Source organism: Arthrobacter sp. RT-1 (assembly GCF_003367205.1).
In the GTDB taxonomy this organism is placed as follows: domain Bacteria; phylum Actinomycetota; class Actinomycetes; order Actinomycetales; family Micrococcaceae; genus Arthrobacter.
In genome coordinates, this window is the sequence record NZ_QRGQ01000012.1 from 299,414 (window position 1) to 314,001 (window position 14,588).

Annotated in this window: 15 protein-coding genes; 12 read left to right on the forward strand and 3 right to left on the reverse strand. The window is 56.9% G+C overall.

Annotation, left to right across the window (positions count from 1 at the left end):
* Positions 1–171 precede the first annotated feature (171 nt).
* Entirely contained in the window at positions 172–1,395 is a 1,224-nt protein-coding gene (locus tag DXK94_RS12480; protein WP_115525207.1) for a bifunctional glycosyltransferase family 2/GtrA family protein, read from the forward strand.
* A gap of 102 nt (positions 1,396–1,497) precedes the next feature.
* Here the strand turns inward: DXK94_RS12480 and DXK94_RS21240 are convergent, their stop codons facing one another.
* Positions 1,498–2,934, reverse strand: a complete 1,437-nt coding sequence (locus tag DXK94_RS21240; RefSeq protein WP_147294373.1) for a hypothetical protein — start codon at positions 2,932–2,934, stop codon at positions 1,498–1,500.
* A 136-nt stretch (positions 2,935–3,070) separates the two neighbouring features.
* Here DXK94_RS21240 and DXK94_RS12485 point away from each other — a divergent pair, with 136 nt between their 5' ends.
* Both DXK94_RS12485 and DXK94_RS12490 read left to right on the forward strand, forming a co-directional pair.
* Positions 3,071–3,922, forward strand: coding sequence for a glycosyltransferase family 87 protein (locus tag DXK94_RS12485; protein WP_181884820.1), 852 nt, complete (start codon positions 3,071–3,073; stop codon positions 3,920–3,922).
* A 35-nt stretch (positions 3,923–3,957) separates the two neighbouring features.
* On the forward strand, positions 3,958–5,820 hold the full coding sequence (locus DXK94_RS12490; protein ID WP_115525209.1) for a glycosyltransferase family 39 protein: 1,863 nt from the start codon (positions 3,958–3,960) through the stop codon (positions 5,818–5,820).
* A 66-nt stretch (positions 5,821–5,886) separates the two neighbouring features.
* Here DXK94_RS12490 and rpsI read toward each other — a convergent pair whose 3' ends face one another.
* A complete protein-coding gene (gene rpsI, locus DXK94_RS12495; protein WP_050054349.1) occupies positions 5,887–6,390 on the reverse strand; it encodes a 30S ribosomal protein S9 in 504 nt (167 codons plus the stop codon).
* 38 nt (positions 6,391–6,428) lie between these two features.
* Positions 6,429–6,872 (reverse strand): 50S ribosomal protein L13, encoded by a 444-nt coding sequence (gene rplM / locus DXK94_RS12500; protein ID WP_015937805.1) that lies wholly within the window; start codon positions 6,870–6,872, stop codon positions 6,429–6,431.
* A gap of 387 nt (positions 6,873–7,259) precedes the next feature.
* On the opposite strand from rplM, the gene DXK94_RS12505 reads away from it, so the two are divergent.
* The 9 genes from DXK94_RS12505 to DXK94_RS12545 all read left to right on the forward strand — a co-directional run bounded on the left by DXK94_RS12505 (position 7,260) and on the right by DXK94_RS12545 (position 14,586).
* Complete coding sequence (locus DXK94_RS12505; protein WP_115525299.1) at positions 7,260–7,835, forward strand: prepilin peptidase; 576 nt, start codon at positions 7,260–7,262, stop codon at positions 7,833–7,835.
* Between the two features lie 278 nt (positions 7,836–8,113).
* The gene (locus DXK94_RS12510) at positions 8,114–8,308 is read left to right on the forward strand and encodes a Flp family type IVb pilin (protein ID WP_115525210.1); all 195 of its coding nucleotides are present in this window, start codon (positions 8,114–8,116) and stop codon (positions 8,306–8,308) included.
* A 23-nt stretch (positions 8,309–8,331) separates the two neighbouring features.
* On the forward strand, positions 8,332–8,535 hold the full coding sequence (locus DXK94_RS12515) for a Flp family type IVb pilin (RefSeq protein ID WP_115525211.1): 204 nt from the start codon (positions 8,332–8,334) through the stop codon (positions 8,533–8,535).
* Positions 8,536–8,729: 194 nt separating this feature from the next.
* Complete coding sequence (locus DXK94_RS12520; RefSeq protein ID WP_115525300.1) at positions 8,730–9,173, forward strand: TadE/TadG family type IV pilus assembly protein; 444 nt, start codon at positions 8,730–8,732, stop codon at positions 9,171–9,173.
* Entirely contained in the window at positions 9,161–10,195 is a 1,035-nt protein-coding gene (locus DXK94_RS12525) for a Tad domain-containing protein (protein WP_115525212.1), read from the forward strand. Before DXK94_RS12520 ends, DXK94_RS12525 begins: the two co-directional genes overlap by 13 nt.
* A 104-nt stretch (positions 10,196–10,299) precedes the next feature.
* The gene (locus DXK94_RS12530; protein ID WP_115525301.1) at positions 10,300–11,010 is read left to right on the forward strand and encodes a Flp pilus assembly protein CpaB; all 711 of its coding nucleotides are present in this window, start codon (positions 10,300–10,302) and stop codon (positions 11,008–11,010) included.
* Entirely contained in the window at positions 11,007–12,203 is a 1,197-nt protein-coding gene (locus tag DXK94_RS12535; RefSeq protein WP_115525213.1) for an AAA family ATPase, read from the forward strand. Before DXK94_RS12530 ends, DXK94_RS12535 begins: the two co-directional genes overlap by 4 nt.
* Positions 12,200–13,642, forward strand: a complete 1,443-nt coding sequence (locus DXK94_RS12540) for a CpaF family protein (RefSeq protein WP_115525214.1) — start codon at positions 12,200–12,202, stop codon at positions 13,640–13,642. The genes DXK94_RS12535 and DXK94_RS12540 overlap by 4 nt, the downstream gene beginning before the upstream one ends.
* 128 nt (positions 13,643–13,770) lie before the next feature.
* Positions 13,771–14,586, forward strand: a complete 816-nt coding sequence (locus DXK94_RS12545) for a type II secretion system F family protein (RefSeq protein ID WP_258868538.1) — start codon at positions 13,771–13,773, stop codon at positions 14,584–14,586.
* Positions 14,587–14,588: the final 2 nt, after the last annotated feature.

Here is a 14,588-nt window from a genome sequence, read left to right on the forward strand (position 1 = left end):
AGAGGATGGGGCGCTAGCACCCGCGTTCGAAGTCTTCTACAGCCGCACCTACTTGTTCAGTACCCGAGTTATGGCAGGGGCAATTACTGGGACTACTTGGTTTATCTGGCCGTTACCTGTCTTTGCTTCAAAGCCTCGCCATGGCTATTTCGGCACCCCTACGATCCATGCATGACACCTAGCTATGGGGGCTTGGCGCTCGAAATTGTTGTACCGGTCTTCAATGAAGAAGCGGTACTCGAAAACAGCATCACAAGGCTCGCCGAATATTTGACGCACGAAATGCCGTCGACGTGGAAAATCACCATCGCCGATAATGCAAGCACCGACCGGACTCCGGTGATTGCCGCTCGACTCAGCGAGAACATGCCGAATGTCGAGTATCGCCGTCTCGAGGTCAAAGGTCGCGGGTTCGCGCTTCGGGATGCTTGGGGCGCCTCGGAGGCGAAAGTCCTTGCCTACTTGGACGTGGATCTCTCCACTGATCTGGCCGCCCTGCCTCCGTTGGTGGCTCCCCTACTGTCGGGCCATTCCGACATATCAATCGGTACACGCCTCGGGCAGAGTTCCCGCGTGAGCCGGGGCCCGAAACGTGAATTCATTTCAAGGTCATACAATTTCCTGCTTCGCAGAACAATGCAGGTGCGCTTTTCCGATGCCCAGTGTGGTTTTAAGGCGATTCGCGCAGACGTTGCGAAGCGGCTTGTTCCGCACGTGGAGGATAACAGCTGGTTTTTTGATACCGAGCTGCTGATTATTGCGGAACGATCCGGGCTTCGCATTCATGAAATTCCGGTCGACTGGGTAGATGACCCGGACAGCCGCGTAGATATAAAGCAGACGGCACTCGATGACCTCCGCGGCATGGTGCGGGTTGCGGGATCCCTGATGAAAGGCGTGATCCCTGTAGCAGCGATCTATGCCGAGCTCGGGCGTCGACCTATAGTTCCGTTGGGCAGGCCCAGCTTTTTTGGTCAGGTGCTCAGGTTTGGACTTGTAGGCGTGGCTTCGACGCTTGCATTTGCTCTGCTATATCTCGTTCTCCAAGGCCCATTCGGCGCCCAAGAGGCAAACTTCCTGGCCTTGCTGCTGACTGCCATAGGAAACACGGCGGCCAACCGCCGGTTCACCTTCGGCATCAGTGGTCCGGAAAAATTGTTCACGCAACAGTTCCAGGGTTTGATTGTTTTTCTGCTGGCTTGGACAATTACTTCCGTGTCCCTAGGGGTGCTGCATGCCGCGAACCCTGAAGCCGCACCCGCCCTAGAACTACTCGCCCTTACTGCCGCGAATATCTTTGCCACACTAATGCGTTTTGTACTTCTGCGACTTTGGGTCTTCCGGGTATGGCAACATCACCGGCACGCTGAGCTCACGGAAGTAGCCCATGCTTGACCGATCGCAGCGTTTGCAGGGGACAAGTCTCTATTCTGCCCCTGGATTCACCTACCGTTATGCGCCTCAATATGCCCGAGCGGCTGCTGCAACGTCGAGATGTTATGAGACAACACGGACGAATAATTCAGCGGTCTGTTCAACGTGGGTCCTTTTCCACGCAGGACTGCTGCGAAGAAACTGGGCAAGTCCAGTTTCCGGCGGTACCAAGACGCAGTCGGCTCCCTGCAGTTGAGCGTTGAGGTCACCATGACCGGCAACGGTTTCGAGTGACTTGTCAACCCGCGCAGCTCCATATAAATCGTTTCTTGAATCTATTGATACCTTCACATCCGGTCGCTCTAAGATCACCAGTCCACCGAGTTGATAGTCATTGTACAAATTACATCCAGACGGTATCTGTTGAATCGCGGAGGCGGGAAAATGCGCAGGATCGGGACGACCCAGATTGTGAGAATTGACAAGGGCAGTAACCGTCGCTATCAGGATCGCCGCCGCGGCCCCTTGTCGGAGCATTCTACGTCGGCTTCGAAAGTAAGCGAGAACCGCCAAGGGAGCACCCGCGGCTAAAACAGGAAGAGCGAGTACGAGAAATATGGGAAGTATTCTGTACGCGGCTAATGATCCACAAAGCAAGGCTGCCAGCACTGCCACTCCTACTGGATCTCTACGCCTTGCTGAAATTGCAATGGCAAGGAGCCCAGCCACCATCACCGTCAGCTGCAAAGGATCAGTTGGGTCGAATGACTGCCACTCTTTTATGTTGTTTGACTGGTCCTTCACCTGCAATGCTTGGGCAACAATTCCCGCGCCGTATGGATTTATGAGACAACATAAGCTCACCACCAGAGTAGCTAAGACAAAACGTCCAGTTTGTTTGCGATGCCTCGAGCTTACAAGGACGCCGACAGTGGCCGCTCCACACACGTATGCACCAAGCGGCGCTGCAGCATGCAAGTTGACCCAAACTAATGTCAGCAGTGCAAGCCCGGTGAGCACCCACGCAGGACGGGATGCGGAGTGCAACCGATGTAACAGCAGAACTATCGCCACGATAGCCACGTAATCGGCTATTTGAGGTCTCGCCGAGATCCAAGTGGTCATGGTGGCACCACCGAGGACAAGCACCCATCCGGCAATAACGGGCGTAGCACCTAGTTGACGGGCCCGCAGCAGAACTAAAGCGCCAAGTGTCGCAACAAAAAGGGAAGAAGCTATGGCAGAACCAGCGAGTCCCCACACAAGGTATGCCGCTCCGAGGATGACGTTGAACCCCCATGCATTCAAGGTCCATGGTTCACCGTCAACGGTCCAAGAAAACGGATCCTCCGTGGGAATGGCCCCACGGGCGATGGTTACGGTTCCAGTACGGATTGCCCAGAAAGTATCCGATTCAGCAAAGTTTTCTGCGCGAATCATCACCAAAGGCAAAAATGCAAGCCAGGCGAGTACCCAGAGACTGCGCTTCGCCGGTGGCAATGCCGCGCCTTCCCAGGTTTCTCGTGGGCAGCTTCCATTACCCAACATTTCCCGCATCACGAAACCCCCTACATCCTTGTTTCAGGTAGTCAAAATTCTTGGCCAAGCCTCCCAGTCCCTGTGCATATCGCCCTGGAAATCCGCCTGCATGTTGAATGCCACGCTCTCTGATCGGATTTGAACGATGGTTTGGGCGATGAGTAAAGAAGAGTTTGCAACAACCTTTCCGGTCTTCATGAAAGGTGCGCTTTTTCTGACTTGGCTGTTAGGAGCTTTCATGGTCGGCCATAAGACATGGCTTGTGGTGTCCACGGGTTGGTATGGCTGGGATGCCCATGCCTACTGGCTAGCCGCCCGGGGTGACTTGAGCTACTCCCGTCCGGGCGGTGAGATTGACGCATACCTTTACTCACCGGCCTTTGCAACGGTCATCCGCCCTATTGCCCTTCTGGATTGGCAAATCTTTTTCGTATTCTGGGTCATCCTACAGGCGTCCGTATTGGTTTGGCTCCTCATGCCACTCAAAATGCGGTGGTCCGTTCCCCTATTCCTCGCAAGTGTGCCGGAATTGATCAATGGCAACATATTCATCCTCCTCGCAGCTTGTGCAGTCCTTGGCTTGACTCGACCGCGTGTGTACTGCATCGCTCTCTTGACCAAAATCACCGCCGCGGTGGGCCTGCTATGGTTTGCTGGACGTCGACAATGGGCTCAATTGATCAAGTCACTGTCGATGGCCGCCATCGTTGCCTTTACCTCTTATCTACTTTCACCAGGAGAATGGCAGACATGGCTACGTTTTCTTCTAGGTCACCGTGACGAAACCCCGGACGGATTCGCCGGCTTGGTCATCCGCTGCCTGGTAGCCACCGCTGTCGTCTTGTTCGGGGCGAGAACCGGATGGGCCTGGCTAATCGCACCTGCGATGGTCATAGCCTCGCCGATATTCGATCTTCCCGTTCTGACCCTTTTGACGGCAATTCCTAGATTATCGATGTTTCCTTTTACTGACATTGCTAGCAAAAATGAGAAAGGTGCATCACGGTGAGTGCTATTCCGCCCGTTTGGACACCAACAAGCGCAATGACCACTGTAAGCATTATCGCTGCAAGGGTCCGGGGCGTCAGTCTCGAAAATCGCCTTATTACTACACTGCTGACTGCAACGGCCCTGCTCTACTGCTGGGGCCTAGACAAGAACGGCTGGGCCAACTCTTACTATTCTGCTGCCGCAATGGCTGGAGCTCAGGATTGGACAGCTTTTCTCTTCGGTTCCTCAGACCCTGCCAACGCCATCAGCGTTGATAAGCCGCCTCTGAGCTTGTGGGCAATGTCGCTGGCCGTTCGAATTTTCGGCTTAAATTCGTGGAGCCTTTTATTACCTCAAGCGCTCTTCGGAGTCCTTAGTGTGTACCTGCTCTTTAAAACGGTCCGTGCTTACACTGACTCTTTGACTGCATTCACTGCAGGTGTGCTCTTCGCACTCACGCCAGTTGCAACTGTCATGTTTCGTTACAACAATCCTGATGCAATGTTGTGCCTCCTAATGATCGGAGTGGCGCATGCTACGCTAAAATCAATCCGTGAGCGCAAGGTGGCCTGGCTTATACTCGCCGGCGGACTGGTCGGCGCCGGTTTCCTGACGAAGCAACTGCAAATAGTTTTGATCATCCCGGCGATCATCATTACGTATCTGGGGTTTGCCAATAGCAACTTCAAGCGCAAAGTGCTAAACCTTTGTATGGCAGGGTTGACTGCTGTCATAGCCGGTGGTTGGTGGCTACTCATCTTGCAATTTACCGATCCCGGCTCCCGACCGTACGTGGGCGGATCGATGACGAACAGTGCGGCTGAGCTTACACTCGGCTATAACGGAATCGAACGACTTACCGGACAGGATGCAGCCACCAGCTCATCGTCCAGCGATTTGGCGACCTTAGCAACTCTCGCCCCCGGTTTTCAGCGTTTCCTGCAGCCAGGCTTCACAGGACAGTTTGGGTGGTTCCTTCCCCTTGCTGCAGCCGGATCCCTCATCGTATTGATGCAGTTCCACCAGCGGCGCGGAAGATTGCAAGGACAAAGTTTGGCAGTTCTCAGTATCGTCTGGTTTGTTGTGTCCGTGTCCCTCATAGCCTTCATGTCAGGGATCGTTCACCCCTACTACGGTCTCTCGGCGGTGCCGCCAATGTGCAGCCTAGCCGCGATCGCACTTGTCTCCTTCCTTCGGTCAACGGCGACTTGGCGATGGAGGCTTCTCCTAACTATCACACTCCTGGCAAGCGCCATGATGGCGTATGTATCAGCCGCAAGATCAACAGACGACTTTCCAGGTTTGCCTCAGATTCTTCTAGGTCTCTGGGCTGTAACCATCGCGCTTGGTGCCTTGCCGCTCCCCCATCGTCATCTTCGACGCATCTTCGCGTTGCTTCTTGTGTTTGCCGTCCTGCTTGGCCCGACCGCGTGGTCTTTGTACACAGTCTCAACCGGACATATTGGTGCTGCGGTGTCAGCTGGACCCTCTACACTGGGCATCCGCGCCGACGACCCGGGCAGGCAGCACCTCAACAAGAAAGATCCACCCAGCGTTACGGCCGCAATGCTCGGTGATATGCCCGTTGCGGCGGTCACTCAACAATTGCGCAGTTCACCGAGCGAAATTACGTGGCCAGGGGCGATTGTTGGTTCAGAATCCGCCGCCAACTACCAATTAGAAACGGGCCGACCAATCCTTGCCATCGGAGGCTTCAACGGATCAGATCCCTTCCCAACCCTGGAACAGTTCATTGCTTTGGTGGAAGAGCAGAAGATCGGCGCCATGGTCATACAGACTTTGCCTCCTGTCCCAGCCGAAGGCAGAGGCGAAGCTGCGCGAATCGTCGCGTGGGTTAGGGCGAACCATACTGCACAAGTTTTTGGGGGCGCCGAGTTGTACAAATTGGCACCGTAGGAAAGGCCTCAACCAAGGCAAAAGCCCGCCCCGCCAATGGCGGGACGGGCTTCTGTGCAAGCGGATTTAGCGCTTGGAGTATTGCTGAGCCTTGCGGGCCTTCTTGAGACCGGCCTTCTTGCGCTCGATGACGCGTGCGTCGCGAGACAGGTAACCGGCCTTCTTCAGGGTGGCGCGGTTGTTCTCGACGTCGATCTCGTTCAGCGAACGGGCGATGCCGAGGCGCAGCGCACCGGCCTGGCCGGAGATGCCGCCGCCATGGATGCGGGCGATAACGTCGTAGGCGCCTTCGAGATCAAGGATCTTGAAGGGCTCGTTGACGTCCTGCTGGTGCAGCTTGTTCGGGAAGTAGTTGTCCAGCGCGCGGCCGTTGATGGTCCACTTGCCGGAGCCGGGAACAACGCGGACGCGTGCAACGGCTTCCTTGCGGCGGCCAACAGCTGCGCCGGCAACGGTCAGGGCCGGGCGTTCCTTCTTCGGCGCAGCTTCGGCAGCTGAGCTTTCAGAGGTGTAGCTGGTCAGGGTTTCCTCAGCCTCAACGGCTTCGGTGGTCTCTTCGTTCTGAGCCACGATTCTCCTTGTATAGATAAGTTGTTTGGTGGCCAGGACTACTGGGCGACCTGGGTGATTTCGAAAGTCTTGGGCTGCTGGGCGGCGTGCGGGTGCTCAGCACCGCGGTACACCTTCAGCTTGCCCAGCTGCTGTGCAGCGAGGGAGTTCTTGGGGAGCATGCCCTTGATGGCCTTCTCAACGGCGCGGACCGGGTTGGATTCCAGCAGTTCCGCGTAGTTGACGGAGGTCAGGCCGCCCGGGTAGCCGGAGTGGCGGTAAGCGCGCTTCTGCTCCAGCTTGGCGCCGGTCAGGGCAACCTTTTCAGCGTTGATGATGATGACGAAGTCGCCCATGTCCATGTGGGACGCAAAGGTGGCCTTGTGCTTGCCGCGCAGCAGGATTGCGGTCTGGCTCGCGAGACGACCAAGGACAACGTCTGTGGCGTCAATGACGTGCCACTGGCGGTTGATATCGCCGGGCTTCGGGGTGTACGTACGCACGGTGTTTGCCTCGTTCTTATTCTGGCGTTCTGGTTTAGGTGCCGCTCAGGGGCGGACACCTACTATCTGCGCGCTACCGGAACAGAGGTGAGGGCTCCATGTAACCAGTCATCCTGTGTTTCCGAATGTGCACGTTGAGTAGTCATCCTGCAACCGGATTCTCAAGCGGGCACGCACCATCGGAATAGGACACGCACAACGACTACCAAGATTAGCGCGTTAAGGGGTTCAGGGTCAAAATGGGGTAGCCGGCTGCCAGCACAGGACCTGCCGGCCTTACCGACGCAGGGGGTCGCGGTGTTTGCAACGGGCAATGAGAGTTCCACAGGGTGGCTCCTACTCATCGGCATCAGCTTATTAGGGTCGGCGCTCTCCCCTGTGGCCGAGATGCTCATCGCCAAGCATCTTCCTAGACTCGGCGGGCTCCCCGCCCTCCCCGTAAGGATCACGACGGCGGCACTCACCGGTCTCGCGTGCGCAGCCTTTACCTTGCGCTTTGGAATAAGCCCTGCCCTGCCGGCTTTCATATTCCTGGCCGCGTTGGGCGTACAGCTGGCCCGCATTGATGTCGCTCTGCATTTATTGCCGAACCCGCTTGTGCTAATGCTGCTCACGGGTGGTTTTGCACTCTTTTTATTGCCCGGGCTGCTTAATAAGCAAGCTGATGAACTCCTGCGTGCCGCGCTAGGGGCCGTTATTTTGTTTGCTGGGTACCTCATTTTGGGCCTAATTTCCCCCGGGGGCATCGGAATGGGCGACGTGAAGCTAGCAGCGCCTGTCGGCCTTTACCTCGGGTACCTAGGCTGGACCCACCTGCTGTACGGGGGCCTCCTCGGCTTCGTCCTGAACGGCCTTGTCACCACAGTGGTCTTAGCTAGAAAAGGCCGAGATAGGGCGTCAGAAGTGGCCCACGGACCCTCGATGCTCGGTGCCACCGCGGCTGCCACACTCTTCCTCTTGTAGCTTCTAGCGGCGGTCTGGCGGGGCCTTGCCTAGATAAAAGGACCTTGCCTCCAAGTAGTGGGCTTGTGTACTCGCTTCCCGTAGCGAGTACCTGCCACAGTTTCCGAGTACGTACTTTTTGCACCCTCAGAAAAAGTCGAGTACCACTACGCATTGTTGCCCCTACCCCTCGAATGACAATCTCTTCTTAGCGAAATCCAGCCGCTAAAGATTTATGGGGGCAGCTGGAAATTCGTTGAAATCAATTCAACCCATTTCACCGAATTAAGGAATCCAAAATGACTTCTCTCATGGTCTCGATGATGGCTTACGTTGCTGGCGTCAAGGATCGCTTTACTCGCGAAGAGAATGGTGCCACGGCCGTTGAATACGGCCTGCTGGTTGCCCTTATTGCAGCGGTCATCGTTGCCGTTGTTGTCCTTCTCGGAGGCAAAATCAACACCGCCTTCGTCACCGTCAACAGCGCCATTTAGTCGTTGAAGAAAAGGCAGATCCGATGAGCTCTCTGATGGTCTCGACTCTTGCTTTCTTGTCCGGTTTCCAAGGACAGCTCAAGGAACGCTTCCATGCAGAACGTGGTGCCACTGCAGTGGAGTACGGTCTCTTGGTGGCCCTGATCGCCGCCGTCATCGTTGCCGTTGTAGTTCTCCTTGGCGGAAAGATCAACGACGCTTTTGTCGCTGTCAACACCGCGATCTAGCTGCACAGACACGCTGTGAGCCCAGGGGCGGAGCGGGACCTTGAGCAATTGCTCGCCGGCTCCTCTCCCCCTTGGGCCGCCAGCGTTAAGACTCAGCTCGACAAGTTGAGTTTGCTGCCGCAGCCACATCATCACGACCCATATCTCGGCCGGCAGTTCGAGTAAGCCGGTCTTCGTAGAACTCGGACACAATGATGCAAAAAATCAGTCGCCGCAGCGAGCGGCCTCGAAGCACCCGGGAGGCTGGCGCAGTCGCGGTTGAATTTGCCCTTATTCTGCCCATATTTCTGGTTCTCGTCCTGGGGATCGCTGAAATGGGACGGGCCTTCAACATCCAGGTCTCTCTCACGCAGGCGGCTCGCGAAGCTGCCCGTCACGCCGCTATACACAACGCTGAATCTTCATACACAACCGCTAGTGCGCAGGCCGTGGGTGTGGCAGCAGCCCCCTCCGTAGCTTTGACTGCAGCCAACGTCGGAGTCAGCTACTCCTCTGGCGCTACTTGTACCACCACCGGCAACGCGGTGGTCACAGTCAATTATTCAACAGCCTGGATGACAGGATTTCCCAATCTTATTCCGGGAATGCCTGCCACCCTCTCCATGCAAGGCAAAGGTGTAATGCGATGCGGTGGTTAGATTCCCGAAACAAAGAACGCGGCGCCATAGCTCCCATCGCAGCGTTTAGCATGGTGGCTCTTCTTGGCTTTACCGCCTTTGCCGTGGACGTTTCCACGATGTACGCCGAGCATGCGCAACTTCAGAGTGGTGCCGATGCGGCAGCACTCTCGATTGCCCAAGGCTGTCTGGCAACACCTCCAGCGGCCGCTTGTTCTGCACCTTCCGTCGAAGCCACCAACATGGCGAATCAAAATGCTCTAGACGCCCACACCAATATTCTTAACGCAACCGTCGGTGCAGGCGTAGTCAACGTAACTACTCAGTCCAGGGACAGTTCAGGAAACAATCACTTTTCCTTAACCTTCGCGCGGGCCCTCGGAATCCAGACGTCCGATATTCGTGCTTCTGCCCAAGCTAAGTTTGGTGGTTTCGCCGCGGGAAATGTCATCCCGCTCACCTTCTCGAAATGCGAATCGGATCCCTTCTTCACAAAGGACCTGCAGTTCTTCCCGGCACATGGCAGCTCCCTCGCTTCGGACCCGTTATACGAATGCACTACACCGTCATCCTCTGGACTGGAAGTCCCAGGCGGCTTTGGCTGGCTCGACGATCCGGCCAACAACTGCAGTGTCCGGGTGGACATTGCCAATCCTTGGGTAGGCACAGATACGGGCAACGACTTCAACGGTGCTTGTTCAACAATGATGAGCCAGTGGGGTGCTGTTCTGGCGAACCCATCAAAGACCGTGGAGATCTTGGTTCCCATCTTCGACAACAGACGGGGCACCGGTGCCGGCGCCGAGTTCCACATCGAAGCCTTCGCGCAGATTTCGCTCCGCGGGTGGGCACTGAAAGGCGGCAGTGGCCTGCCGGAGAACTTTATGACTGCTGAAGCGACCGCTCTTTCCGACTCCCTCAATTTGAAGAACAGCGACCTTGGAATCTTCGGCCGGTTCATCAAGAAGGTCTCTCTGGCCGAAGCCATGACTTTGGGGGGACCAACAACCTACGGGGCCACCGGCGCCCAGCTCAGTAACTAAGGCTTTGATGATTCACCTGGGCCTGGAGCAGCCAGCTCAGTCGAGAATGAACTAAAGGAGATAGACAAGTGAAGAACCGCCTTCTGGGAGGCATCGTAGCGCTTGTGCTCGCGGTAGTTGGCACAATGCTCCTGGTCTCATATGTCCAGGGTTCCGAAGCCAGGGCCCAAGCCAACTTACAGCCAGTACAAGTACTAGTGGTCGAAAAAGAAATTCCTCAAGGTGCCACTGTGGATCAAATACAGTCGTCCGTGCGGCTAGCGTCCTTGCCTGCCGCATCTATACCCAATGGAGCGTTGAAAAGCCTCGACGGCTTGAACGGTAAAGTAGCCGCGGCCGACTTGGTGCCCGGCGAAGCTCTCCTAGGCGTTCGTTTGGTGGATCCCACGAGCCTTGCGGCCCCCGGTTCCGTCCCGGTGCCCGAGGGCATGCAGGAAGTTTCAGTCCAGCTCGAGGCGCAGCGCGTTGTTGGCGGCCGTATTGCCGCTGGTGACACCGTGGGCATCGTTGCCCTGTTTTCAGCTGGTGCCGGCACGGCCGCAGGTGAGGATAGCGGGCAGCAGATCTTCCACAAGGTCCTGGTCACCAGCGTCCAGCGTTCCACAGCGAAGGCGTCATCCTCCGGCAACGAGGCAGAGCAGGCAAATACCCAATTGCCCGAGGGCCAACTGCTGGTCACTTTCGCCCGCAATGACCTGGATGCATCAAAAATCGCCTTTGCCGCAGAATTTGGGAAGCTTTGGCTCACTAAGGAACCCGGCTCGGCCACGGAAAGCGGCCCGACAACCGTGAAAAAGACGGAGCTGTTCAAATGAGCAGGTTTGTAGTGGTCACCGCGGATACCGGGTTCTCCGAGAGGGCCCAAGAAGCCGCTAAAGGGCTTCACGGCCAGATCCAGGTACTGCCAGCCAACTATCTTCCCCCAAGTCCAGAAGATATTCTCCGGACGGTCAGTGCAGAGCCCGCAGAGGTAGTTCTCTTGGGGCCAGGCCTACCAACAGAGGATGCCATCCGGATAGCCAGCCTCTTCGACCTGCAATTTCCGGAGGTCAGCGTTGTCCTGGTCACGGTGGCCGATGAGGGCATCGCGCTTCCGGCCATGCGAGCCGGGATCCGTGATCTACTGCAGCCGGATGCGTCGAGCGAAGACATTAAGAGGATGCTGGAGCGAGCCAGCCTCGCCTCCGCCAGTCGCCGTCGGGGTCTGGGAGCCACTCTTCCCGAAGGCAAGGTCGGGGGCCGGGTCATAGCCGTGATGTCGCCGAAAGGAGGCGTAGGCAAGACTACAGTCACAACCAATCTGGCAGTGGCGCTGGGCAAGGTTGCCCCGATGGGTGTGGTGATTCTTGACCTCGACTTGCAGTTCGGCGACGTTGCCAGTGGTTTACTGCTCGAGCCAGAGCGGACCCTGGCTGACGCGGTGACGGGAGCGGCCGTTCAGGACTCCCTGGTACTCAAGTCGTACTTGACGCTGCACAACAGCGGCATATATGCACTCTGTGCTCCGCTCAACCCAGCGCAAGCTGATCAAATCACCGGCGAGCAGGTGGGGCATCTGATTAGACAGTTGGCTGACGAATTCCAGTATGTTGTCGTAGACACGGCGCCGGGGCTGGGAGAACACTTGCTGGCCACCCTCGACTTAGCGACCGATGCGGTATGGGTCTGCGGCATGGACGTACCGAGCATTCGAGGTCTACGAACAGGCTTCCAGATCCTTACGGAACTCGACCTTATGCCGGACACCCGCCATGTGGTGTTGAATTTCGCTGACCGCAAGAGCGGGCTGTCAGTGCAGGATGTGGAAGCCACCATCGGCCGGCCGGTGGATATTGTCCTGCCGCGATCCCGCGTTGTTCCCTTTTCAACCAACAAGGGCGTGCCTCTGCTTCAGGAGGGCAGCCGTGATGGCGTGGCACGCGGACTCGGACAACTAGCCGAAAGGTTCAAACCGGGTTGGGAAGAACGACCCCACAAGAAGCTGCACAGAAGGGCACTGGTCTCATGAGTCTTACACGTAGGTTGGATGCCGCACGCGGTGCAGCTGCCGGAGAAGCGGGCACACCAGCGCCCGCCAACCCATGGAGCGCCGTGGGTCAAGACACGTCAACATATGTAGCGGCCCCCCAAGAAGTCCGCAACCACAGCAATGAATCGAACGAAGCGTTGACCGCCGTCAAGGACCGCGCCGGTGTGGCACTCTACGAGCGCATGGGAAGCCGCATCACAGACAACTCCCTGGAGGATTCTGAGCTCCAGCAGTATGTCAAGGATGAACTCCGCAAGATCATTGAGGAAGAAGAAATTCCGCTCACGCTTACCGAACGCGCGCGCCTGGTCCAGGAGATTATTGATGACGTACTTGGGCTGGGTCCTCTAGAGAAGTTCCTCCTCGATAGCGACATAACTGAAATCATGGTGAATGGACCAGAAAAGATTTACGTTGAACGCCAAGGAAAACTCACACTCAGCGGGTCCCGCTTTACAGATGAGGAGCACCTGCGCCGTGTGATCGAACGGATTGTCACCAAAGTCGGCCGTCGCATTGACGAATCATCGCCAATGGTAGACGCCCGACTCCAGGATGGATCCCGGGTCAACGCGATCATTCCGCCGCTGGCGGTGAGTGGTTCGTCGTTGACCATCCGAAAGTTTGGCCAGGTACCGCTCACCGTCAACAACCTCATCTCCCTCGGGTCCATGTCGCCCGAAATGGCCGAGCTCCTGCAAGCATGCGTGAGGGCCCGTCTCAACATCATTGTCTCGGGAGGCACTGGCACCGGGAAGACCACCATGCTCAACGTGCTCTCATCGTTCCTGCCGTCCGACGAACGCATCGTGACGATTGAAGACGCAGTGGAACTTCAACTTCAACAAGACCACGTCATCCGGCTGGAAAGCAGGCCTAGGAACATCGAGGGCAAGGGCGAAATTACCATTCGGGATCTGGTTCGGAACTCCTTGCGGATGCGTCCCGATCGCATAGTGATCGGCGAAGTCCGTGGCGGGGAATCCTTGGACATGCTGCAGGCTATGAACACCGGCCACGACGGCTCAATTTCAACAGTCCACGCCAACTCACCAAGGGATGCCATTTCACGCTTGGAAACGCTGGTCCTTATGGCTGGCATGGACCTCCCGCTGAGGGCCATTCGCGAGCAAATTGCCTCAGCCATAAATGTCATCGTACATATCTCCCGGCTTCGCGACGGGACTCGACGAGTCACGCACGTTACCGAAGTGCAGGGAATGGAAGGGGAAGTCGTTACTCTCCAGGATGCCTTCACGTTTGACTACAGCGCGGGGATCGACGCCAACGGCAGGTTCCTGGGTCGGGCGATACCCACAGGTGTCCGCCCCCGGTTTGTCGACCATTTCGCTGAACTCGGCATTCCAATCTCACCAGCGGTGTTCGGCGCCACACCCACCGGGGGTAGATTCAGGTGACAGTCACACATCCTTTGTTTCTGGCAGCAGGACTTGCTCTCTGTTTCGGTTCCATCGCTGTGCTCGTGCTCATAACTTTTCGCAGTAGCAGAGGCCAGATCGCTTTGTCGCGACGGCGCCCAGGAGTGGTGGCGGGCCCGTCCCTTTTAACCCGCGCCACGGATACCGCGACCGCTTACCTGGAACGGAACGTCAGCCGGAACGCTGCCTTCGGCAGCAGGGCTTCCCTTGAGCAGGCAGGCCTCAAGATGCGTCAGGCCGACTTTATACTTCTGGTGGCGTGCATCGCTGTAACAGCCGGTGTAGTTGGCTTCATTCTGTACGGCTTCATAGCAGCACTCCTCATGACTGCTTCCACCCCGTTGTTGGCAAAGCTAACCCTGAACGTCCTTTCGGGTCGTCGACGGTCCCAGTTCGACGCCCAACTCGGCGACACATTACAAATGCTGGCCGGGGGTCTCCGTGCGGGGCACAGTTTGATGCGCTCCGTGGATGCGGTGGCTCGGGATGCCGATGCGCCTACCTCCGAGGAATTCGCGCGGCTGGTGAACGAGTCACGCCTGGGACGTGACTTGCAGGAGTCCATGCAGGATGCTGCAGTACGCATGCGGAGCGAGGATTTCAGCTGGATTGGTCAGGCCATCGAGATTCACCGGGAGGTTGGCGGGGACCTTGCCGAGGTTCTGGATCAGGTGGGTGAGACTATTCGGGAACGGAGCCAAATTAAGGGTCAAGTAAAAGCCCTAAGCGCAGAAGGCCGCCTCTCTGCTTACATCCTGATTGCCTTGCCGGTGGGAATGTTCCTGTACATGTCGATTGCAAGCAGTGCCTATATTTCAACTCTTTACACCACCACGATTGGGTGGGTCTTAATCGGCGTGGCGGCGGTCCTTTTGGCAGTCGGATCTTTCTGGCTCAGCCGTGTCGTCAAGATCAAGTTTTAGGA

Bases quoted from the DNA above. Each gene is read 5' to 3' on its own strand.
- DXK94_RS12480 (WP_115525207.1), top strand. From the start codon at position 172: ATGACACCTAGCTATGGGGGCTTGGCGCTCGAAATTGTTGTACCGGTC.
- DXK94_RS12485 (WP_181884820.1), top strand. From the start codon at position 3,071: ATGAGTAAAGAAGAGTTTGCAACAACCTTTCCGGTCTTCATGAAAGGT.
- DXK94_RS12490 (WP_115525209.1), top strand. From the start codon at position 3,958: ATGACCACTGTAAGCATTATCGCTGCAAGGGTCCGGGGCGTCAGTCTC.
- DXK94_RS12505 (WP_115525299.1), top strand. From the start codon at position 7,260: ATGCTCATCGCCAAGCATCTTCCTAGACTCGGCGGGCTCCCCGCCCTC.
- DXK94_RS12510 (WP_115525210.1), top strand. From the start codon at position 8,114: ATGACTTCTCTCATGGTCTCGATGATGGCTTACGTTGCTGGCGTCAAG.
- DXK94_RS12515 (WP_115525211.1), top strand. From the start codon at position 8,332: ATGAGCTCTCTGATGGTCTCGACTCTTGCTTTCTTGTCCGGTTTCCAA.
- DXK94_RS12520 (WP_115525300.1), top strand. From the start codon at position 8,730: ATGCAAAAAATCAGTCGCCGCAGCGAGCGGCCTCGAAGCACCCGGGAG.
- DXK94_RS12525 (WP_115525212.1), top strand. From the start codon at position 9,161: ATGCGGTGGTTAGATTCCCGAAACAAAGAACGCGGCGCCATAGCTCCC.
- DXK94_RS12535 (WP_115525213.1), top strand. From the start codon at position 11,007: ATGAGCAGGTTTGTAGTGGTCACCGCGGATACCGGGTTCTCCGAGAGG.
- DXK94_RS12540 (WP_115525214.1), top strand. From the start codon at position 12,200: ATGAGTCTTACACGTAGGTTGGATGCCGCACGCGGTGCAGCTGCCGGA.